Consider the following 19,942-nt stretch of genomic DNA (forward strand, 5'->3'; position numbering starts at 1 on the left):
TTACTAAATGAGCAACAAAAATTTTTGAATTTATTCACTTTGTTTGAAAATTAAATGTCAGAGGAGAGACTTGAACTCTCGACCTCAGGGTTATGAATCCTGTGCTCTAACCAGCTGAGCTACTCTGACGAAAGGCCTCCAGGCCAGTACCCATCATACATCTTGAGATGTCCTGATTGAGCTAGCGCATCTCAATGGCGTTAAGACGTTCTCGGAAGGATTTAGGAGACGACTGCGAGGTTCCCTCATCTTCCGTCAAGGAGACATGACCATCGGGAATGGCATTGGGCCTTCGTTGTTGCCTGACTGGTTGGCCACGGTGAGGCCGAGCTTTGAGAAGCAGTGCCCTTGTTTTTGGATCACGCTCTAGTGGTTGGCTGTTCAGCTCACTTCGCACTTGATTCAGGAGTCGGAAATGCCCGGTGCTGCTGAATTTTCTGAGAAGCGCTGGATCCCAGCTCATGGATGAGTGAATCATGCATTGATAATAAGAGTGGGCCATGCCGAGACAGGCTCCTCGTCGTCCCGCAGTCTTTAGGTCAGCCGTGATAACTTGTCGCCAGCAATTGGAAGTCGGAACGACTACGACCTAGGCCTGTTCACTTCCTTGCCAAACCTCGCATCACCAACATGTCTTCGCTGCGTGTGGGCCAACAGGCCCCCGATTTCACTGCCACAGCAGTGGTTGACCAGGAGTTCAAGGACATCACCCTCTCGCAGTACCGCGGCAAGTACGTGGTGCTGTTCTTTTATCCTTTGGATTTCACCTTCGTGTGTCCAACCGAGATCACAGCATTCAGTGATCGTTACTCGGATTTCTCCAGCAAGAACACCGAAGTTCTAGGTGTTTCGGTTGACAGTCAGTTCAGCCACCTGGCATGGATCCAGAGTCCACGGAATCAAGGTGGTCTTGGTGATATCAACTACCCCCTCGTGGCCGATCTCAAGAAAGAGATCTCCACGGCCTACAACGTGCTTGATGAAGCAGAAGGTGTTGCACTGCGCGGATTGTTCATCATCGATCCGGAGGGTGTGATTATGCACTCAACCATCAACAATCTCCCTGTTGGAAGAAATGTTGACGAGACTCTGCGCGTTCTGCAGGCCTTCCAATACGTTCAATCCAATCCTGATGAGGTTTGCCCCGCCAACTGGACACCGGGTGAAAAGACCATGAAGCCAGACCCGGTTGGAAGCAAAGAATTCTTTGCTGCCATTAACTGATTCACACATCGTTCTTCGATGTTTCCATGGTCCGCATTGAGCGGACCTTTTTTATGGCGTTGTGCTGCTTTCCTGTCTACGCCTGTCGAGAAGTGATCGCAATCCAGTATCTAGATCAGCGGCCATTGCCACACGCCGCCCGTCACTCACCACGATTCTGGTCAATGTCGGAAGCCCTCCCTGCTGCGCTCTCAGATAAATTGGTTCAACGTATAACAATGAATCACCAACAGGTACAACAAGCAGATTTCCTTGTACAACCTGTGAGCCAGCTCGATCCCAGAGAGCAAACTGCTGACTAATTTCAGGGTTTTGATTAATCAGTGCTTGCACTTGTTCTGGCCCAAAGATCGGAATATCACTCGGGAATCGCAGGAGAATGAGTTCTCCATAGTGTTCACCATCATTCCTTGCTGCCAACCAGGCAGATAGATTCGGTCGAGCCAAAGGAGTGAGAGGCTGCAGCAGAAGAAACTCTGAGTTTTGACTTGGCTTGAGCTGGGCAGTGATGTGATAAGGCGCCACCGGAATCTGTTTTTTCCCGTATAACTCCATCGGCACTTGCCAGACATCATCTCCGCTGTAGAAAATACGAGGGTTGGTGACGTGATAACGAAGTAATTGTTGGACTTGTAATTCAAACTGTGCCTGAGGCACCATTAAGTGCCTCCTTAGACTGGGTGGCATCATCTCCAGTGGTTCGAACAAAGTTGGGAATACATTGGCCCAGCCTTGAATGATCGGATCACTCGGCTCATTGATATACAGATGAACTTTGCCGTTGTAAGCATCGACAACTGCCTTCACTGAATTGCGGACATAACGAAGAGGTCGGCCATCTGGAAGTGTTGCTGCATACGGGACAGTCCTTGATGATGTGAACCCTTCAACAATCCAGTATTGGTGTTGGCCCTTCTGATAGCCACTGGAAGCATCATCCATCGGCACTGAAACAAGATATGGGTCACCCATCAGATCCAGAAAAGGTGCCAGGGTTCGAACTCTTTCTTTGACATCGCGCCGTAGAAGCAAGCGAGACTCTTCAGTGAGGGCTCCTGTGTTTAGAAATCTGGGATCAGCAAGATATGTCGCTGCGGTAATTCTCTGCCATAGATGTTCAAGTGTGACGCCAGCAGAGCCTGAATAGTGGTTATAGGTGTTGTCATCTCCATCGGGGTAATCAAACTCTTCGATGCGAGTGGGTGCTACCGCATAGGGTGAATGCAGGTCACCAAAGTATATTGCAGCACGACCAATCGGCACTTCACGTTCAACATCGGCCTTGGCGATACCCAACGATTTATTGCCTTCAATTCGTGTGGATTCGCCTAGATCACTGATGAAGTAGGCCGGAAGACCATCCGGCTCTTTTGTATTCACAGGATTCAGTGTAAAGCCAAAACCATGGGTAAAAACAAAATGACGATTCTGCCAAGTTCGTGAACGTGCAGGAAGTGCAGCCTGGTCTAATTCCCTCGCTGCAATAATGACCTGTTGATTCTCATTACTTTCGGCATTGAGTGGATAACGATCAACAGAAGCATTCGCAAATTGGTAATAAACCCTCAGTTGTTGGAGCTGGCGATTGGTGTCCAGCATGGGTTGGCTGTCCCAGAGTCTGATGTTTTGAAGCGTGCTTGCTCCTTTGATCAGGTCCTCCTCGGTAATCTCCTGCGTTGGCGTGATGCCACGAGCTCTGATGGAATCCAGTTGATAGGCCTGTCGTGTCGCTGAAATTGAGCGACTGAGATAAGGAGTTTCGAGCTGGAGTTCTCGCGGCCTGACCACCATCCATTGGACAATCGGAGACAGCAATAATTCCGCGAATACGGAGATCAACGCCAATGTGAAGAGAGCTGTTCTCAGCCGTCGTCGTTGTTGTTGGCCCTCTCCCCGCCATGGCAGACAGGTGCCGGCCATCAACAACAGCAGCAGAGCAACCAACTGACGCAGGGGGAGTCTGAGATGAACATCAAGCCAGCCTGCTCCCGCAACCAATCCGCTCTGGGTCCAGAGCAATTGGTGACGGACAAGCCATGTGAGAGCAGCCAGCACGAGAAGCAACAGGGCCAGTGCAGGCCGAAGCAACGCACGTTCTTGTGAATTCCAGCCAGGAAAGCCCCAGTCAGTGAGACAAGGAGAACGGGTCAATCGACTCCATGCCGAGGTGCTCAGCGTCAGCAGGATCTGCAGCAACAGCAGCTCGAGTGCCAGTGCAAACGCTGAAAAACGACCTAATCCGAAACTGAGATCAGCACCTAGAAGTGGATCCGTGATTCCTGAATCAGGAATCGTGATAGCCAGTGCCCAAAGTCCCCAGCTGCGACCTGCCACAAGACAGAGGCAAAGGCTTCCATACACAAAGGCAAGGTTGATGCGACGTCTTCGTCCAAGCCCCGATGTGATCAACAGGATCAGAACAATGCTGACGATCAGAACGCTCCATTCCGGTTGAAACGGAACACTCCACCAGTGGGCCAGAAGAAACGGTTGCTTCCATGCCAGCCATGCCAGCCGTGTCGTGATGCCGAGAACACTGAGAAGAATCGCGAGGCAAGCGAGTAAAGAGAGGGAATAGACGCCGCCTCGTAATGCGGGGATCTCTCCCCTTGGTGTTGGTACATAGGCCCGCATCCAGCGGCGTCGCCACCAAGCGGTGATCAGCACAAAAAGGAGCGCTAAACCAGCTCCGAGGAACTGAAAACTGAGTCGTTGCCCATAGATCCCCTGGTGCCCGAACTGAGAAAACCAAGACCACTCAACCTGGAGCCTGGCGAAGAGCCAGAAAGCTGGGAACACCAGCAGGAGCCACAACGCTGATGGACGCAGTAGGGGGGACATACCCCGTTTGAGCAGGCTCAAGCCCCAGCCGGCAACTAATCCAGGCTAGAGCTCCTGGAGGGGACGTCGAGTCCTGCCAGAGCATGAAAACGATCGGACTGAAGGGTCTCTTCCTCAATCAGAGCCTCGACAAGCCGATCCATCAGCTGTCGCCTCGCGGTCAGTAGATCAATGGCCTGTTGCAAGGCCTCTTGTGCCAACGCTCGAACCCGATGATCAATTTCTCGACCGGTGCTTTCGGCATAGGCCTGCCTGGTATTCACCAGATCACGTCCAAGGAAAACTTCCTGATCCTGTCCTTCAAGGGCAACTGGGCCGAGATCTGAAAATCCGAAACGGGTCACCATTTCTCGTGCGAGCTGCGACACCATCTGGAGATCGCCGCTGGCACCCTGTGTCACCTCAGAGTCTCCGAAAACCACAATCTCTGCCGCACGACCGCCCAAGGCCATCACCAGCCTTGCTCTCAGATAGGCACGCGTGACCAAACCAGAGTCAATGATTTCCTCATCAGGAAAGAAACGAGTAAAGCCTCCAACTCCACCACTGCGGGGCAACAGAGTGACCTTGTCCACCGGGTCGGCATGGGGAGTGAGCGCCGCCACGAGTGCATGGCCAATCTCGTGATAAGCAATTAATCGCTTCTTTGCTCCGTCCTGGAGCGGGGCAGCTGTCAGCCCCATCGTGATCCGCTCGAGTGCCTCTTCAAGCTCTCTGTTGCTAAGAAAAGACGCCTCATGACGAGCCGTCAGAATCGCTGCTTCGTTGAGAAGATTCGCAAGATCCGCGCCTGAAAAACCAGGCGTTCTGCTGGCCCATTCAGCAAGCGAAACCTCATCTGACAACGGTCTGGTTCTTGCATGCACAGCGAGAATCGATTCCCGACCGCGGCGATCAGGGAGACCCACCTGGATGCGTCGGTCGAACCGTCCTGGACGCATCAGTGCTGTGTCCAGAACATCAGGTCGGTTTGTCGCTGCTAAGAGAATGACGCCCGAGTTATCAGCGAATCCATCCATTTCAGTCAACAACTGATTCAGGGTTTGCTCGCGCTCATCATTTCCACCACCAATCCCCGCACCTCTCTGGCGACCAACAGCATCAATTTCATCGATGAACACGATGCAGGGGGCTTTGTCCTTGGCCTTTTTGAACAGGTCTCTGACTCGGCTGGCACCGACACCAACAAACATTTCAACGAACTCAGAGGCAGCTATTGAGAAAAAGGGAACGCCTGCTTCTCCGGCGATGGCTTTGGCAAGCAGTGTTTTGCCGGTTCCTGGGGGACCAATCAACAACACCCCACGAGGAATTCGAGCACCAAGCTTGATGAAGGTCTCCGGCTGTTTCAGAAAGGTGACCACCTCCTGCAACTCTTCTTTGGCTTCACCGATCCCGGCGACATCTTCAAATCGCACCGTGATCTCATCTTGCGGGCTGGTTCTGGCCTGGGTGCGTCCAAACCCCATGGCCTTGTTGGCTGCCTGAGCTGAACGGCGTAACAGCAAAGACAGGCCGACAACGATCAGAACAATCAGAGCAAGATTTCCAGCGAGGCCTGCCAGTGCCTGCTCTTGGCGGACATCCTTGACATTCAGAGGTGTACCGGATGCTTCAGCGACGCGCAGGATCTGCTGATCATTCGCCAGTACAGGAACTGTGATTTGCTTCCCGTCGCGATAGGTGACGATCACCTGACGGCGAGCGGGGACCAACACCAGTTCCTTGACGGAGCCGGACGAAATGTCCTTGAGCACGGTGCTGTAACTCACATCCGGTTGCCTTTGAAACAGGGCGAACGGATTGTTCTGTTGCTCCTCAGGCTTTGACTTGGGCGCTTGAGTTCCCGGTTCTGACTGGCTCGGCTGCTCTGAACTCACACCGCAAATGCGTTGAACTAAGAGTAGCGATTTGACGAGTGGGCTCTTCGAAGTAGATCATGGCTGTTTGGCAGTGAAACGCCCGCGATGGCCGTCCCGAAGAAGAAAACCTCAAAAGGCAAGCGCAACCAGCGACATGCTGTTTGGAAGGCCAAAGCCGCCACTGCCGCTCAGCGTGCTCTCTCGATTGGCAAGTCTGTGCTGAGCGGACGGGCCCAGGGCTTTGTTTATCCCGTTGCTGAAGAGGACGAGGCAGAAAGCTGACGATCCATGACGTGGATCTCACGCACATCGCGTGATTCCGTGAGATCGATCACCGCACTGCTCAGTGGAAGCATGCGTAGCCAGCTCGGTGGTAGTGCGGCAAGCACCATCCGGTTGAAGTCGGCAAGGTCACTGCTGCGGTAGCCCACTCCGCTCTGATGCTCCAAGGTGGCTAGTTGCTGCTGCTTCCATCGAGACGATTGGTCGTTTCGAACAGCCCGCAGATGCCAGAGATCATCAAGGAGTGTCCAGACCTGCTGGTAGTCAGCAAGTAAAGAAACGGCTCTGGAGCGCCAGGCAAGCTCATGCTCTGACAATCCTTCAAGGATTTCGGTCTCAATCGAGGGCAGGGGAGATACCCCCAGAAACCAGCCTTCGATCAACACCACTTTTGGTCGTGAACTGCTACTTCCGCATCGATCTCCCCGGCCATTGCGGAGTGACTTGTCAAAACGGGGGGCCGTGATCAGACCAGTTTCTTTCCAAGTTGCAAGCGATTGCACCAGCCCATCAATGTCGTGACTGCCAGGAAGAGCTCTCGGAACCGACCAGGGATTACCCCGCATGCTCTTCTCAAGCTGCTCCGCTGGCCAATAGAAATCATCGAGTGAAAGATGCTCCACCGGCCAACCCAAGTGTTGAGAGGCGGATTTGACCCAGCTGCACAGCGTTGATTTACCGCACCCCGGCAGGGCACTTACACCAAGCACAACACACTCCCCCTGATGCAGAGCCAACTCAACTCGGCTCAGCAATGGCAAACCAACGAACGCAATCCAGCCATCCACAACTGGCGCAGACCAATGATGTCTGGCCAGAGTCACACCACCATGAGATACCCATCGATTCCACCAGTCCTCAACGTTGAACCAGTCGAAGCTTGCAAGCAGACGCTCGAACCCAACAGGAACGTCCTGAGGCATTGAATCGACGTTGTGATCAGGATCCAAGCTTGTAAGCCTCGAGCACAACCGCATAGACCGTGCCGATGCGCAAATTGTCGAGGGCAAGCCAGGGGAGAGGCCAAGGGCCCGGGCGCACTTTGCTGCGTAGGCGAACGATCAGCTCAATGATGAGAACCATCACCAGCACTGCTGCAGGACGGTTCTGACCAGATCTCTGAAACCAAATCATGGTCACGTTGCTGCCGATGATGAAGCCGAACAGCAGTGCCAAAACCGCAACACTGCGTCGTCTCCAGGGTCCGACCAGTGTCTGGTTCAATTGCCTGCCGATCCGGCGTTGCAACTGTTCGTAGCGAGTGGCCTGAAGCGTCATCGCGAGTGGGCCGTGATCAGCAACTCCAGGTACTCCAGCGTGATCCGGCCCTCTGCACAAGGGGGGCCGCACAAGATCCTTGCCTGCTGATCAGCGTCTCCGAACTGATCAACCACGGCTTCGGCGGCTTGCAGGTTGTTGTCAAGCTCGGCATCCCACGGGGATGGGGTCAGCAGACAGCGCAAACCAGCTGCTTTGGCTGACAGCAGTCCAGGGGATGAATCCTCGAAAGCGACAACATGGGCCCGATCTGATTGGCTCAGGTCAAGTGCCAGTTGATAAGGATCGGGATGGGGTTTATGTCGATCCACATCATCGGCAGTCACCATTCCCTTAAAGATTCCGGCCAATTCGCTTGGTAAAGACTGGAGTAGAGCCTCAACAGAAGCTCGTCCACTGCTAGTCACAATCCACTGCTGCACCGCAGCACTGTTGAGTTCCTGAAGCAGTCGACTGACACCGGGACGAAGAGTCACAGTTCCAGAGGACGCGATCTTCAGGTAGTGCTGTTGCTTTGATCGACGCAATCGATCAAGTAGGGCCTGATCAATCGGGGCTCCCACTTGTTCTGCATAGCACTGCATGCGCTGCCGTCCGCCAGGGATTCTCAGCAGTTCGGAGTAGAGCTCTTCATTCCAATACCAGTCGAGACCACAGTCTGAGAAAGCCTGATTGAAAGCGGGGCGATGGCCATTGAGCTCGGTGTCAGCGAGCGTTCCATCCACATCCCAGAAAACAGCCTGCAAACGGGTCATGTTGGAGATCCGATCGGGGCCCAGCTTGAACGATCGCTTTTGAGGCGATGAGGACGCACAATGCAGCCATTACTTTCCTTCGGCATGGTGGCGGGCGCCCAGGATCAGCAGTGGCGACTCCCACAACCCATCGAAGGAGACCCACTGCCCTCAGTGGATCTTCCGCTCGCTCTGAAAGCGATGCTGTTCAGACGAGGACTCAAGAGTCCTGAGCAGGTGATGCTGCTTCTCAGTGATCAACCGCTGCCGGCAGCCGATCTCCACTTTCCGGAGCTGACTGCAGCACTCATCAGGTTGAAAAAAGCGTGCCTCAACCAGGAAGCAGTGGCCATCTGTGGCGATTACGACGCCGATGGCATGACCAGTACTGCTCTTCTCATGCGTGCCTTTGAGGCCATGGGAGCCAGTCCTCAAGCAGCAATCCCGAGCAGGATGGCCGATGGATATGGCCTCAACAGCGGCATGGTGGAGCAGCTCCATGCCCAGGGCGTTCGTCTACTGGTGACAGTCGACAACGGGGTAGCTGCACATGAAGCTCTCGAGAAGGCTTCGGAACTCGGCATCGAGGTGATCTTGACCGACCACCACACCCTTCCCGCCAATCGACCCAAAGCATTGGCTCTGATCCACCCAGCAACCACTCCGAAAAACTCTCCTTATGGTTGTCTGGCTGGAGTGGGATTGGCCTATGTGCTGGCCAGAGCTTTAGCCGCGGAGTTGAAGAATCCAGCGTCGATCACCACAGCGAGAGATTTGTTCTGTATTGGCACCGTGGCCGATATGGCACCACTCATAGGAGCCAATCGAACCCTGCTCCGAGAAGGGTTGAGTCATCTGCATCGCAGCCGTTGCCCTGGAGTTCAAGCCTTGCAGCAACTCGCTGGTCTTGGAGATCGTCCCTTACGTGCTGATGACATCGGTTTCCAATTGGCACCGAGGATCAACGCGGTCGGTCGCATCGGTGAACCCTCCCTGGTCGTTGATCTGCTCACAGCCGATGACCCCAATCGTGCTTTTGAGCTCGGGCGTCAGTGCGACGCACTGAATCGTCAGCGACGTGAGCTCTGCGATGCGATCGAAGCGGAGGCAGTTGCACTGCTTGAAAGTGATCCATCACCTTTGCCTCCCTTTGTACTGCTTGCGCAGGGGCATTGGCATCACGGTGTGATTGGCATCGTTGCTGCACGACTCGTTGAGCGTTATCAACGTCCCGCAGCGTTGCTCGCCAGCGACGGCGAAGGACAAATGCGTGCCTCGGTGCGTGCACCCGATGGTTTTGCCGTTGATCGAGCGCTGCAACATTGCAGTGCTCTTCTGGACCGTCACGGAGGTCATCCCGCCGCTGGCGGATTCACGGTTCAGGTGACGTCTGTCAGTGCCCTGCATCAAGCCCTCAACGCTCTTGCTGCGCAATGGCTGCAGGGTCGGGGTGAGGATCTGTTGGTTGAACCGGAAGCGCTGCTAGAGCTCGATCAAATTGACCATGATTTATGGCAAGCCTTGCAACAACTCGAACCCTTCGGTGCTGGTCATCCAAAACCATTGTTCTGGTCACGAGGTTGCAGAATCACCGACCAACAATCCCTGCGCGGCGGGCACTTACGGCTGAAACTTGAACAACACGGAGTGGAACGCCAGGCCATTGTTTGGCGCTGGCCCGACAACGCTGTGCTCAGTCAGACAATCGATGCCACGTACACCGTCACTCAGAATCATTGGCGTGGCGAGAGCCGTTTTCAACTGGAGATCCAGGCTCTTCGACCCCATCATGAAGTGATGGAACTCTTGCGTTCTCGCGGAAGCTACCGAGTGCAGCGTATCGATCGCCAAAGCCTGGAGCTGATCAATCCAGACGGAGAAACACTGGTGAGTCGTATCAATCACGAGGGTGTGCTGGAAAGCGACGACAGTCGCGCTTCACACCCTTACGTTGCAGCTCTCCTGCAGGAGGCTTGCATCGGCCTCGGTTTGCGCCCATGAGTCCGGATAGCCGACAGGAATCAGTCCTGATTCCAGGAACATTGCCCTCACAGAGCCGACTCAAAGGCCTTGTTCGTCATTTCATCGGTCTGGTTCTGGTCGGAGTGCTGATCGGGCTTGCATGTCTGCCTCTGAATCTTGTCGATGGCGTTCAGGATTATCTGTACGGGTTGATGCCGACCTCTGCCAATGAAGGTTGGAGCCGGAAGGGACTGCTTGTCGCCTTCATGCCGCTCGTGGTGATGCCGATCCTGTTGCTGCTCCAGCGTGGACCCTGGCAGGCCGGTGCTGGCTCCGGCATTCCATCCACAATGAATGGGCTTGAAGACCCATCTCAACTGCCCAAAGCAATGGCACTGCCTGGAACAGTGCAACGTGGAGTGCTTTGGTCCATTGCCACCGTCGCCATGCTTCCGCTTGGAAGGGAGGGTCCAGTTGTTCAGTTCGGTGCAGCCGTTGCGAGGGCCTGCCATCGGCGCTTCCGCGATTGGTTGCCCTCTTTGAATGAACGCCAGATTGTGGCCATCGGTGGAGGTGCCGGTCTTGCCGGTGGATTCAACACGCCTCTGCTTGGAGCCGTGTTCATGCTCGAAGAACTCACCGCCGATTATTCGATCGTGACGATCTGGCCAGCGCTGGTGGTCAGTGTTGCCGCAGCTGGATTCTCCAACATCGGCGGAGAACCGATGTTTGGACTCGGAGTCCTCAACATCGCCTTGCCGGAAATCGAGCAACTCATGCTGGCTTTCCCGATCGGAATTGTCTGCGGACTTGTCGGTGGTTTGTTTAACAAGGGCTTGGTCTGGCTGACCAGACGCCTGGCCCCGGTGATCAAAAGAAAACCCCTGCGAACAGGCTTATGTCTCGGTAGTGGATTGACAGTGCTTGCTCTGCTGAGCTGGGGAACCTCCACGTCTGATGGCGAAGCGCTCGTCCGTCAGCTGATTGAACAAGGGATGCCCAATGCTCTTGGCAATGATCAGGATTTCATTACTGGACTCACCAGCGTCTGGATCACGCTGGTCAGGGTCGTTGGACCGATGCTGGCATTAAGCCCTGGAGTCCCAGGCGGTCTGATTGACCCTTCTCTGACATTCGGTGCGGTCCTTGGCTATACCGTTTGCGCCGTGGCCGGAATCAGCTCACAAGTGGGAATCGGCCTTGGCCTCGCTGCAGGCCTTTCAGGCGCAACTCAACTCCCTCTCGTCTCGATCGTTTTTGCCTGGAGACTGACAGGCGACCAGCAGTTGTTTGCTGGAGTTGTGCTTGCTTCAGTGCTTGCTGCCTACACCGGACGCTTGGTCTGCAGAGATCCGGTGTATCACGGCCTCAGCAAACTTCAGAGTGCACCACGGCGATAGAAGAGGATGAAGATGACGGCGGGGCCGGCCAGGGTGATCAGGGCCAGTGCCGCGAAATTGGCGATCAGGTGGAAATCGAGTCCCATGGAACGGAAGCAGATGAGCGGCATGTTGCCAGATGCAGGCTACGAGGCATTCCCCCTCCACGTACAGCACGAACTCAACCTCTGTGATGGCTTGTCACAGCCGCAAAGTGCTGATCATGGTCTTGAGGTGGTCTCGTGACTCGCTCTCAACTCCATTGGTCCTGCATGGACCAGTGCGGTGCCTGCTGCCGATTGGCACCTGATGAACGCCCGGAAGCCGTTGAGGCTCTGAATCCTCTTCAGCAGCAGCAATATCTATCGATGGTGGGTGACGATGGCTGGTGCATTCATTTCGACAGTGGATCAAGGCGTTGTCGGATTTATGACTCCCGTCCAGATTTCTGCCGCGTCAGCAGTCTCTGCGGCTTGTTCGGCATCGAACCCGATCAGATGGACCGATTTGCGATCGATTGCTGCCGACAACAGATCCGTTCAGTTCATGGCGGTCGCAGCAGGGAACTGCGTAAGTTCGAACGTCTCATCCGTTCAACGGATCCTTTGTGATGACTGATTCCGGCACCCCACCACGTCCTGGTTTCACCACCGTCCTTCTGACGACATTCACAACGGTTTTTCTGGCCGAGCTTGGCGATAAAACCCAACTCGCCACACTTTTACTGTCTGCTCAATCGGGGCAACCTTGGCTTGTGTTCGGTGGTGCGGCACTGGCGTTGATCTGCTCCAGCCTTGTCGGCGTGTTGGTGGGACGTTGGCTATCAACAGTGATGCAACCGGAACGGCTCGAGCAGATGGCCGGCCTGTTGATGCTGGGACTGGGGTTATGGCTCGGTTCCCAGGCACTGCAGTCGTTGATTTCCGCCAACCCTCTCTAAAAGGACTCTCTCGATCGATTGGCCTTTGAACGCTTTCTTGTCATGGATCTGACCCTGCTTCTGTCCACGTTCGCCACCGTTTTCCTCGCTGAACTCGGCGATAAAACCCAACTCGCCACCGTGGCAATTAGCGGAACATCCAACCGCCCCTTGGCCGTGTTTCTCGGTTCATCATCAGCGCTTGTGCTGGCAAGCCTGATCGGTGCCATCGCCGGAGGATCACTGTCAGGCGTTGTGCCTGCCGACTGGCTGCAGCTCATGGCATCACTTGGTTTTCTGGCGATTGGACTGAAACTGCTTTGGCCACTTCTCAGTGGAGCGGAATCAACAGCGACGGCCGACGACTGAATCTCCAGGCGAGCGAGGGAGCTTTAAGATTGTGAAATCAAGGGAAGGCGCGGTCTTTCGCTGCACGCGCACCCGAGATGATTCCTCCCGGTCCTGAAGGCCGGTTCCCGTAAAACGTTCCGATGAAATTCACGGTCGCTGACCTGCTCGACCAGGTTCCAGAAGAGGGCAATCTTGAGATTGCCAAGCTTGAAAAGATCCTGCGACTGACCAATCGTTCAGAGAAACAGTCTCTCGAGCTTGCTGTCCAAGGTCTGACAAGGCTTGGAATACTTGATCTCGATAGCGATCGAGCCATCAGCAGGGGAACATCAGTCGATCTGGTCGAAGCACGTCTTCGCTGCAGCAGCAAAGGATTCTGTTTTGCGATTCGTGATGACGGCGGGGATGACATCTATATCCGTGATCATCAACTCAATCATGCCTGGAACGGCGATCGGGTCCTTGTCAGGCTCACGCGTGAAGGAGGAAGACGCCGTTCCCCTGAAGGAGGAATCCAGTGCATTCTTGAGCGGGCCACCACAAGCTTGCTTGCTTCGGTGGAACAACAGGATGACCGCGTGATCGCCGTTCCACTCGACGACCGTTTACTGGCATCGATTGAACTTTCTCCCGACGATGCGCCCCATGCGGAACAACCGATTGGGATGGCCGTTGCAGAAGTCGTGCTGGATCGCTATCCAATCGCACAGTTTCCGGCACGCGGGCATGTCGCTCGATCGCTTCCCCTCGATGGTGGTGCTGGAGCTGATCGTGAGCTGATGCTAACCAAGGCCAATCTTCATCAGCGGCCGGCTGCTCCTCGCGCCAGTTTCAAAGCCCCATCAGCCAAAAAACGCGAGGACCTCACCGAGCAGCCCACGTTGATGATCAGCGGCTGGACTTCAGATGGCGCTCCAACGCTGCCAGCTGTTCATGTCATTCCTCACGAGGGTGGCACTCGACTATGGATTCATAGCCCCGCCGTGGCCGAGCGCCTGAGCCCAGGGAACAGTTACGACCAGTGGCTTCTCAATCAGTCAGAAAGCCTTTGTCTCGGTGGACACTGGATTCCATTGCTGAGCCCTGCCCTTGCGAAGGCCGCTGATTTTTCCGTCGGGGACGTGCAGGACGCTGTGTCGTTGCGTCTGGATATCGATTCGGATGGTGAGTGGCGCGATTGGGACTTTTGCCTCAGTCGAATTCGACCTGTCGCTGAAGTGAAGGCTGAAGCTCTCCATGCTTTGCAATCACGTAAACCAAAGTCGAGAGCAGTTCCTGCCGCTTTGAAGTCGATCAAAGACCAAATCGGTCAGCTGGAAACACTGATTTTCTGTGCAACCAAGCTGCATGATGCTGAACGGCGAGAAGGTCGCATCGAACTGGATCTCAAGCGAGCGCAAGCGGACGACCTGGGTGATCTCAATCATGTATCGCCTGATGGTGACGGTCAGAATTGGTCAACACCTCTGAATGCCAGTTGCCCGAATTCGGTTCTCTCTGTCCTGATTCGGCACGCCCATCGTGTTTGGGAAGAACACAGTCGGAGACTGGGTTTACCAGCGATTCTTCTTGACGCTCCACCGGCGGACGATGCCGCTCTCAATGATGTTGCCAAGGCTGCCATCGCACTGGATGTGCCTCTTGAACTAGACGAGGATGGTGCTCCCACACCATCTGAACTTTGCCAAGCCTTGGCGAGCAGCGAGTCGAGTCATGTCCTCAATCTGCAACTGAGGCAGGCGTTGCCAGAGAGTTTCTATCGGGCTTCAAGCAGCAATCAGGAGACCGGTACAGACGGATCTGAACAAACATTGAGTGAGTCCACTGTGGATCACTCACCGAATCATTCCGACAACAGCGACGCTGATGGTTCGGGCAAGCAGCCACTTCAACCCCTTGCCCCCTGGTGCTGCCCAACGCTGCATCAGGCAGATGTCATCAACCAGCAGGTGCTTTGTGCACTGCTCAATGACGGCAAGGATCGTCCAACAGTGCGCCAAAAGAACAAAGTCAAACTTGGCGAAAAAGGTGTCGCTGCCTCAGTCAGTTGGCCTTTATTCACGGCATCTCAGGAGCAGAAAATCCTTGACACGATCCGTGAACGCACAGTGCAGAAGTTGAATGCGCGGCGACGCCAAGTTGAAGAACTGAAAAAGGATGTCTTGGCAATGACCAAGGCTCGTAGTGCAGAGCCCATGCTTGAGCAGCAGCAGACCGGTGTCATCAGTGGCGTTCAGAGCTACGGATTTTTTGTGGAAATTGCCCCTTCAATGGTGGAAGGTCTTGTGCATGTCAGCTCACTGAATGATGACTGGTATGAATATCGATCCAGGCAAAACCGCTTAGTTGGCCGAAGAAGCAGGCGCGTCTATCAGTTGGGTGACAGCGTCGAAGTGAAAGTGCTCAAGGTTGATGTGTTGAGAAACCAAATCGATCTTGAAGTGGTTCCTGCCACGACACCAGTTGCTGAGGATCCCCTTCCGGTGGCTGTGAGCGAGGAATGATTCCCTATGTAATTGGTATCAGCGGAGCTTCGGCACAACAACTGGCTGAACGCACATTGCAGTGGATGCTGCGACGAGATCTCAGCGTTCATGTGATTCTCAGTCGTGGCGCGCACGAAGTCTGGCGTGCTGAACGGTCGATCTCGGTGCCTGTGGATCCCAAGCTTCAGGAAAGTTTCTGGCGGGATCGACTTGGGGTGAACGATGGTCAACTGATCTGTCATCGCTGGAATGATCAATCAGCTGTTATTGCCAGCGGCAGTGTGCGCACCAAAGGCATGGTTGTTGTGCCCTGTTCCATGGGAACCGTGGGTCGTCTCGCGGCAGGACTTGGCGGTGACCTGCTTGAGCGCTGTGCTGACGTCCATCTCAAGGAAGGACGACCTCTCGTGATCGCTCCAAGGGAAATGCCTTGGAACCTGTTACATCTGCGCAATCTCACGACCCTCGCTGAAGCAGGAGCAAGAATTGCTCCTCCGATCCCGGCCTGGTACACCCAGCCTGAAAGCATCGACGACATGCTCGATTTTCTGGTGATGAGGCTCTTTGACTCGTTAGGGGAATCCCTCACCGATCAGAAACGTTGGCAGGGGCCTCAGCCATGACACCACTCCAGCGCCTGTTGCTGATCCCCTGCCTTTCACCCCTGCTTCTCACGTTGCTCGTCGGTGGCCTCAACCTTGGTAAGGCAGGAAGTCTTCGCATCCTCACTTGGGAGCTACCCAAACTTCCTATCGGCGTGTGGATGGCTGTCGCCGCCACATCAGGCGCCGTGCTCGGATCTGGAGGTGTGCTGGCTGCGGGATCATCGACACAGCAGACCCTGCAAAGGGAGGTCCGGCGGCCTTACACATGGCATGAAGAAGCTTCACAGCCAGATACGCAGCGTGCAGCCACAACGGCAGCAACCATGCCTTGGCCGGAGAGAGACGTGCGAGATCCTGCACCCACCGTGTCAGTGCCCTTCAGGGTGATTCGGACCGGTCGCTCATCTAAGGACAGCAAGCCTCGGCCGGAGGTGCGGGAGAAAACTGTTCCAGAGCCTGTTCAAACCTCAACAACAGACCTTGATGACTGGAATCAACCGGTTCCGACAGAGTGGTGAAACTGGTGAGAAGTGTCCTGGGCTGTCTACAGTCCCGCGAGCGATTGATGTCCGGTGAGCGAAACCCCCGACACTCCTGCCAAGCCCGAAACACCTGATCTACCTGCAACGACTGCAGGTGTTGAAGATATGGCGGATGCGGACGTGACTGTCTCCCCAGGCAAGCCAAGCAAGACTGAAGCAGCGGCCAAAGCAGCAACGGCAGAGAAAGTCCAACCAGCAGCAGCAGCAGCCAAGCCAGACAAGACGCAAGCGCCTTCCAAGCCGGATCAAGCAGAGAAGACCGATCCAGCTCAGGAGAAGGTTGCCCCCGTCAAAGCTGACCCATCGGTCAGTGCTGATCCTGCTGCGGCAAAGGCAGACAAGACGAAACCGCCTTCCAAGCCGGAACAAGCAGAAAAGCCTGATCCCACGCAACAGAAGGCTGCTCCTGTCAAGGCTGACTCATCAGCCAGTTCTGCTCCAGCTGCGGCCAAGGCAACGAAGACGGATGCCACGGATAAACCCGCCAAACCAGCGAAACCCGCACCAAAACCCAAACCGGAGGACAAGCCATTTACCAACTTCATCCAGGAGGATCTGCTTCCATCACTGACCAAATCTTTGACCGCGCGCGAACAAGCGCCGATCAGCCTCACGCTTGTTGAGGGAGAACGCCCGGTGGTGGGTGGGCGTTGTTGGATGGTTCAAGGCGAATTGCCTTCAGAACGTCGGTTCTGGCTTTGTTTTGAAGCCGATGCGATCACGTCGGGCAAAACGATCGCTCTTGCTGAATCCGGTTCAGATCCAAGCCTGCTCGAATCGTTCCTGATCGATGAGAAACGCATCAACCTGGCCTTGCTTGAATCTCGACTGCTCCAACGTCTGAATGGTCAGAAGTGGTTCGGAGGCAACTGAACCAATGGGTTACACCCAGCCCCGGCTGTGCCAGGACTGCATTTACGATGCTGAAAACACACGTTGGATCTGATGGTGCCTCCCACCGCTGTGAATGACGCAAAATCCGGGGGTTCCGGCGTCGCCGTCAAAGATCCGGTCAAGGACACGATCCTGACGCCCCGCTTCTATACAACTGATTTTGAAGCCATGGCGGAGATGGATCTCCGCCCCAATGAGGCTGAGCTCGAGGCGATCTGTGAGGAGTTCCGCAAGGATTACAACCGTCACCATTTTGTGCGTAACGAGGAATTCGACGGTGCAGCAGACAAACTTGACCCCGAGACGCGTCGTGTCTTCATCGAGTTCCTTGAACAGAGTTGCACCTCTGAATTTTCAGGTTTTCTTCTCTATAAAGAGCTGAGCCGTCGCATCAAAGCCAAAAATCCGCTGCTTGCAGAATGCTTCGCTCACATGGCCAGAGATGAAGCCAGACATGCTGGCTTCCTCAATAAATCGATGAGTGATTTTGGTCTTCAGCTCGATTTAGGGTTTCTAACTGCAAACAAGAAATACACCTTCTTCAAGCCAAAATTTATTTTTTACGCCACTTACCTCTCTGAAAAAATTGGATACTGGCGCTATATTGCAATTTTCAGGCATCTCGAAAAGAATCCTGAAAGTAAAATTTTTCCAATTTTCAACTTTTTTGAAAACTGGTGTCAAGACGAAAATCGCCATGGAGATTTCTTTGACGCCCTAATGAAGTCGCAGCCCGACACCGTTCGCGGTCTGCGTGCCCGTCTCTGGTGTCGATTCTTCCTGCTTGCAGTTTTCGCCACGATGTATGTCAGGGATGTGGCCCGCAAGGAGTTTTACGAAGCTCTTGGCCTCGATGCTCGCGAGTACGACCGCATGGTGATCGACAAGACCAACGAGACATCCGCTCGGGTCTTCCCGGTTGTTCTTGACGTCAAAAATCCGCGTTTCTACGAACGGTTGGAAAAAATCATCACGAACAACGAGTCACTGGAATCTGTGGATCAGAGTTCATCACCAGCTCCACTCAAATTTGTTCGCAAACTTCCGCACTGGATTGCCAACGGAGCACAGATGGCCTCTCTCTTCTTGATGTCACCTGTTCGTAGTGAAAACTATCAGCCCAGTGTGCGCTGATGCAGACAACTCTTCAAAAGTCTTCGGCTGGGTTCAATGATCTGAACCCAGGTCATCATCCCTGGCGTCAACGCCTCGATGCATTACTGAATGCGGGGGTCAGTGCCGGAGCCGATCTCGTTGAAGTGTTTCTGGAACGCACGGATCATCTCGGGGTCCTTGCCGAACAGGACAAGATCACAAGCGTCGGCCCCTCATTCGGGATGGGAGCAGGTATCCGGGTGTTCCGGTCTGGAAGGGATGGTTTCGTCAGTACCAACGACCTGAGTGATCAAGGGCTGGAAGAAGCTCTCCACCAGGCTCTGGCCATGCTTCAGCTCAACGCCTCCACACTTGCCTCCCCAAGCTCATTTGATGGTCTTGGGCCTCTTCGTGACTACGGCTCCTCCAAAAACACATGGCTGGACAGCACACCGGATCTCGTCACCATCACGCAGCGTCTTCTTGAGGGAACACATTGCCTGCAAAAGCGCGGTCAGCATCTTGACGTCCGTCGGGGCAGCTTCGCTCGCGACTGGCAAGAAGTGCTTGTTGCAGCCAGCGATGGAACATTTGCCCGTGACATCAGGTTGCATCAGTCCAGTGGCCTGAGTGTGCTCGCAGCCGATGGCGAACATCGCTCCAGTATTGCCCGCCGTTACGGAAGCAGCGATCGTCCTGATGATCTTTGCCACTGGAACGTTGATGCTTCGGCTCAAGAAGTCTGTGACAGCGCCGCCAAAATGCTCCGGGCCGATTACGTCGACGGTGGCCAGATGCCGGTGGTGTTGGCCAATCGATTCGGTGGTGTGATCTTCCATGAAGCCTGTGGTCACCTGTTGGAAACCACCCAGGTTGAGCGTGGTTCTACACCATTTGCCGACAGCATTGGTGAAAGCATTGCCCATTCCGCCGTCACTGCAATCGATGAGGGCGTGAGTGGTGGTGCTTTCGGATCCATATCCATGGATGACGAGGGTATGGAGCCTCAAAGAACCGTTTTGATTGAAAACGGAATCCTTCAATGTTTTCTGAGCGACCGAGCCGGTGAAATGCGAACAGGACACGCCCGCACCGGCAGCGGTCGTCGACAGAGTCATGGCTTCGCTGCTGCAAGCCGCATGCGCAACACCTACATCGATGCGGGTCCTCACAGCATCGATGATCTGATTAGCTCGGTTGACCATGGGCTGTATTGCAAATCCATGGGAGCAGGCAGCGTCGGTGCAACCGGACAGTTCAACTTCTCTGTTGAAGAGGGGTACCTGATCAAAAATGGTCAGCTCGGTCAACCGGTCAAAGGCGCCACTTTGATCGGTGATGCCAAGGAAGTCATGCCCCGGATTTCGATGTGTGCTGATGATCTTGAGCTTGCTGCCGGCTACTGCGGGTCCGTCAGCGGCAGCGTGTTTGTGACCGTGGGTCAACCTCACGTGAAAGTGGATTCAATCACCGTGGGAGGTCGTTGAT

Annotated in this window: 19 protein-coding genes, 1 tRNA gene and 1 pseudogene; 13 read left to right on the top strand and 8 right to left on the bottom strand. The window is 54.7% G+C overall.

Annotated features, from left to right (window positions below):
• Positions 1 to 55: 55 nt before the first annotated feature.
• Positions 56 to 129, bottom strand: a tRNA-Met gene (locus SynMITS9220_RS06355).
• Positions 130 to 181: 52 nt separating this feature from the next.
• On the bottom strand, positions 182 to 478 hold the full coding sequence (locus tag SynMITS9220_RS13350) for a hypothetical protein (protein ID WP_255483283.1): 297 nt from the start codon (positions 476 to 478) through the stop codon (positions 182 to 184).
• A gap of 152 nt (positions 479 to 630) precedes the next feature.
• Between SynMITS9220_RS13350 and SynMITS9220_RS06360 the strand changes: the two genes are divergently transcribed.
• Positions 631 to 1,224: a peroxiredoxin gene (locus tag SynMITS9220_RS06360; RefSeq protein ID WP_186991628.1), complete on the top strand. Its 594-nt coding sequence runs from the start codon at positions 631 to 633 to the stop codon at positions 1,222 to 1,224.
• 51 nt (positions 1,225 to 1,275) lie between these two features.
• On the opposite strand, the gene SynMITS9220_RS06365 is transcribed toward SynMITS9220_RS06360, so the two are convergent.
• Positions 1,276 to 4,065 carry a UPF0182 family protein gene (locus SynMITS9220_RS06365; RefSeq protein WP_186991630.1) on the bottom strand — a complete coding sequence of 930 codons (2,790 nt, stop codon included), beginning with the start codon at positions 4,063 to 4,065 and terminating at the stop codon, positions 1,276 to 1,278.
• Positions 4,066 to 4,100: 35 nt separating this feature from the next.
• The gene (gene ftsH, locus SynMITS9220_RS06370) at positions 4,101 to 5,945 is read right to left on the bottom strand and encodes an ATP-dependent zinc metalloprotease FtsH (protein ID WP_186991634.1); all 1,845 of its coding nucleotides are present in this window, start codon (positions 5,943 to 5,945) and stop codon (positions 4,101 to 4,103) included.
• A gap of 87 nt (positions 5,946 to 6,032) precedes the next feature.
• Between ftsH and rpmF the strand changes: the two genes are divergently transcribed.
• Positions 6,033 to 6,209 carry a 50S ribosomal protein L32 gene (gene rpmF / locus SynMITS9220_RS06375; protein ID WP_067094583.1) on the top strand — a complete coding sequence of 59 codons (177 nt, stop codon included), beginning with the start codon at positions 6,033 to 6,035 and terminating at the stop codon, positions 6,207 to 6,209.
• Here rpmF and SynMITS9220_RS06380 read toward each other — a convergent pair.
• Genes SynMITS9220_RS06380 through SynMITS9220_RS06390 form a run of 3 tightly spaced genes read right to left on the bottom strand, consistent with a single transcriptional unit; the run spans position 6,173 to position 8,242 of the window.
• Positions 6,173 to 7,132 carry a kinase gene (locus SynMITS9220_RS06380; protein ID WP_186991637.1) on the bottom strand — a complete coding sequence of 320 codons (960 nt, stop codon included), beginning with the start codon at positions 7,130 to 7,132 and terminating at the stop codon, positions 6,173 to 6,175. The two genes, rpmF and SynMITS9220_RS06380, sit on opposite strands and share 37 nt — an antisense overlap.
• Before the next feature lie 16 nt (positions 7,133 to 7,148).
• The gene (locus SynMITS9220_RS06385; RefSeq protein ID WP_115126187.1) at positions 7,149 to 7,487 is read right to left on the bottom strand and encodes a DUF565 domain-containing protein; all 339 of its coding nucleotides are present in this window, start codon (positions 7,485 to 7,487) and stop codon (positions 7,149 to 7,151) included.
• Positions 7,484 to 8,242, bottom strand: a complete 759-nt coding sequence (locus tag SynMITS9220_RS06390) for an HAD-IA family hydrolase (protein ID WP_186991640.1) — start codon at positions 8,240 to 8,242, stop codon at positions 7,484 to 7,486. Before SynMITS9220_RS06390 ends, SynMITS9220_RS06385 begins: the two co-directional genes overlap by 4 nt.
• Positions 8,243 to 8,302: 60 nt before the next feature.
• Here SynMITS9220_RS06390 and recJ point away from each other — a divergent pair, with 60 nt between their 5' ends.
• Both recJ and SynMITS9220_RS06400 read left to right on the top strand, forming a co-directional pair.
• The gene (recJ, locus tag SynMITS9220_RS06395; RefSeq protein WP_370594383.1) at positions 8,303 to 10,222 is read left to right on the top strand and encodes a single-stranded-DNA-specific exonuclease RecJ; all 1,920 of its coding nucleotides are present in this window, start codon (positions 8,303 to 8,305) and stop codon (positions 10,220 to 10,222) included.
• On the top strand, positions 10,219 to 11,583 hold the full coding sequence (locus SynMITS9220_RS06400) for a chloride channel protein (protein WP_186991642.1): 1,365 nt from the start codon (positions 10,219 to 10,221) through the stop codon (positions 11,581 to 11,583). Before recJ ends, SynMITS9220_RS06400 begins: the two co-directional genes overlap by 4 nt.
• Here SynMITS9220_RS06400 and psb30 read toward each other — a convergent pair.
• Complete coding sequence (gene psb30, locus SynMITS9220_RS06405; RefSeq protein ID WP_074159310.1) at positions 11,562 to 11,669, bottom strand: photosystem II reaction center protein Ycf12/Psb30; 108 nt, start codon at positions 11,667 to 11,669, stop codon at positions 11,562 to 11,564. The two genes, SynMITS9220_RS06400 and psb30, sit on opposite strands and share 22 nt — an antisense overlap.
• Positions 11,670 to 11,834: 165 nt before the next feature.
• Between psb30 and SynMITS9220_RS06410 the strand changes: the two genes are divergently transcribed.
• The 9 genes and pseudogenes from SynMITS9220_RS06410 to SynMITS9220_RS06450 all read left to right on the top strand — a co-directional run bounded on the left by SynMITS9220_RS06410 (position 11,835) and on the right by SynMITS9220_RS06450 (position 19,941).
• Positions 11,835 to 12,173: a YkgJ family cysteine cluster protein gene (locus SynMITS9220_RS06410; protein WP_255482937.1), complete on the top strand. Its 339-nt coding sequence runs from the start codon at positions 11,835 to 11,837 to the stop codon at positions 12,171 to 12,173.
• Complete coding sequence (locus SynMITS9220_RS06415; RefSeq protein WP_067094564.1) at positions 12,173 to 12,502, top strand: TMEM165/GDT1 family protein; 330 nt, start codon at positions 12,173 to 12,175, stop codon at positions 12,500 to 12,502. Before SynMITS9220_RS06410 ends, SynMITS9220_RS06415 begins: the two co-directional genes overlap by 1 nt.
• 42 nt (positions 12,503 to 12,544) lie before the next feature.
• Entirely contained in the window at positions 12,545 to 12,850 is a 306-nt protein-coding gene (locus SynMITS9220_RS06420) for a TMEM165/GDT1 family protein (RefSeq protein WP_186987966.1), read from the top strand.
• A gap of 122 nt (positions 12,851 to 12,972) precedes the next feature.
• Positions 12,973 to 15,336, top strand: a complete 2,364-nt coding sequence (locus tag SynMITS9220_RS06425) for an RNB domain-containing ribonuclease (protein WP_186987968.1) — start codon at positions 12,973 to 12,975, stop codon at positions 15,334 to 15,336.
• Positions 15,333 to 15,941, top strand: coding sequence for a flavin prenyltransferase UbiX (locus tag SynMITS9220_RS06430; protein WP_115126181.1), 609 nt, complete (start codon positions 15,333 to 15,335; stop codon positions 15,939 to 15,941). Before SynMITS9220_RS06425 ends, SynMITS9220_RS06430 begins: the two co-directional genes overlap by 4 nt.
• Complete coding sequence (locus SynMITS9220_RS06435; protein WP_186987970.1) at positions 15,938 to 16,441, top strand: hypothetical protein; 504 nt, start codon at positions 15,938 to 15,940, stop codon at positions 16,439 to 16,441. The genes SynMITS9220_RS06430 and SynMITS9220_RS06435 overlap by 4 nt, the downstream gene beginning before the upstream one ends.
• 483 nt (positions 16,442 to 16,924) lie before the next feature.
• A pseudogene (locus tag SynMITS9220_RS06440) lies at positions 16,925 to 17,338 on the top strand (DUF2996 domain-containing protein); the annotation flags it as partial.
• Between the two features lie 72 nt (positions 17,339 to 17,410).
• Positions 17,411 to 18,493, top strand: a complete 1,083-nt coding sequence (gene acsF, locus SynMITS9220_RS06445) for a magnesium-protoporphyrin IX monomethyl ester (oxidative) cyclase (protein ID WP_115126482.1) — start codon at positions 17,411 to 17,413, stop codon at positions 18,491 to 18,493.
• On the top strand, positions 18,493 to 19,941 hold the full coding sequence (locus tag SynMITS9220_RS06450; protein ID WP_186987972.1) for a TldD/PmbA family protein: 1,449 nt from the start codon (positions 18,493 to 18,495) through the stop codon (positions 19,939 to 19,941). The genes acsF and SynMITS9220_RS06450 overlap by 1 nt, the downstream gene beginning before the upstream one ends.
• The last annotated feature ends 1 nt before the right edge of the window (position 19,942 follow it).

This window comes from Synechococcus sp. MIT S9220 (assembly GCF_014304815.1).
GTDB lineage: Bacteria > Cyanobacteriota > Cyanobacteriia > PCC-6307 > Cyanobiaceae > Synechococcus_C.

What these genes read in the sequence shown, in the direction of transcription:
- SynMITS9220_RS13350 (WP_255483283.1), bottom strand. Translation starts at nt 478, where the DNA reads ATGATTCACTCATCCATGAGCTGGGATCCAGCGCTTCTCAGAAAATTC.
- SynMITS9220_RS06360 (WP_186991628.1), top strand. Translation starts at nt 631, where the DNA reads ATGTCTTCGCTGCGTGTGGGCCAACAGGCCCCCGATTTCACTGCCACA.
- SynMITS9220_RS06365 (WP_186991630.1), bottom strand. Translation starts at nt 4,065, where the DNA reads ATGTCCCCCCTACTGCGTCCATCAGCGTTGTGGCTCCTGCTGGTGTTC.
- rpmF (WP_067094583.1), top strand. Translation starts at nt 6,033, where the DNA reads ATGGCCGTCCCGAAGAAGAAAACCTCAAAAGGCAAGCGCAACCAGCGA.
- SynMITS9220_RS06380 (WP_186991637.1), bottom strand. Translation starts at nt 7,132, where the DNA reads ATGCCTCAGGACGTTCCTGTTGGGTTCGAGCGTCTGCTTGCAAGCTTC.
- SynMITS9220_RS06385 (WP_115126187.1), bottom strand. Translation starts at nt 7,487, where the DNA reads ATGACGCTTCAGGCCACTCGCTACGAACAGTTGCAACGCCGGATCGGC.
- SynMITS9220_RS06390 (WP_186991640.1), bottom strand. Translation starts at nt 8,242, where the DNA reads ATGACCCGTTTGCAGGCTGTTTTCTGGGATGTGGATGGAACGCTCGCT.
- recJ (WP_370594383.1), top strand. Translation starts at nt 8,303, where the DNA reads ATGCAGCCATTACTTTCCTTCGGCATGGTGGCGGGCGCCCAGGATCAG.
- SynMITS9220_RS06400 (WP_186991642.1), top strand. Translation starts at nt 10,219, where the DNA reads ATGAGTCCGGATAGCCGACAGGAATCAGTCCTGATTCCAGGAACATTG.
- psb30 (WP_074159310.1), bottom strand. Translation starts at nt 11,669, where the DNA reads ATGGGACTCGATTTCCACCTGATCGCCAATTTCGCGGCACTGGCCCTG.
- SynMITS9220_RS06410 (WP_255482937.1), top strand. Translation starts at nt 11,835, where the DNA reads ATGGACCAGTGCGGTGCCTGCTGCCGATTGGCACCTGATGAACGCCCG.
- SynMITS9220_RS06415 (WP_067094564.1), top strand. Translation starts at nt 12,173, where the DNA reads ATGACTGATTCCGGCACCCCACCACGTCCTGGTTTCACCACCGTCCTT.
- SynMITS9220_RS06420 (WP_186987966.1), top strand. Translation starts at nt 12,545, where the DNA reads ATGGATCTGACCCTGCTTCTGTCCACGTTCGCCACCGTTTTCCTCGCT.
- SynMITS9220_RS06425 (WP_186987968.1), top strand. Translation starts at nt 12,973, where the DNA reads ATGAAATTCACGGTCGCTGACCTGCTCGACCAGGTTCCAGAAGAGGGC.
- SynMITS9220_RS06430 (WP_115126181.1), top strand. Translation starts at nt 15,333, where the DNA reads ATGATTCCCTATGTAATTGGTATCAGCGGAGCTTCGGCACAACAACTG.
- SynMITS9220_RS06435 (WP_186987970.1), top strand. Translation starts at nt 15,938, where the DNA reads ATGACACCACTCCAGCGCCTGTTGCTGATCCCCTGCCTTTCACCCCTG.
- acsF (WP_115126482.1), top strand. Translation starts at nt 17,411, where the DNA reads ATGGTGCCTCCCACCGCTGTGAATGACGCAAAATCCGGGGGTTCCGGC.
- SynMITS9220_RS06450 (WP_186987972.1), top strand. Translation starts at nt 18,493, where the DNA reads ATGCAGACAACTCTTCAAAAGTCTTCGGCTGGGTTCAATGATCTGAAC.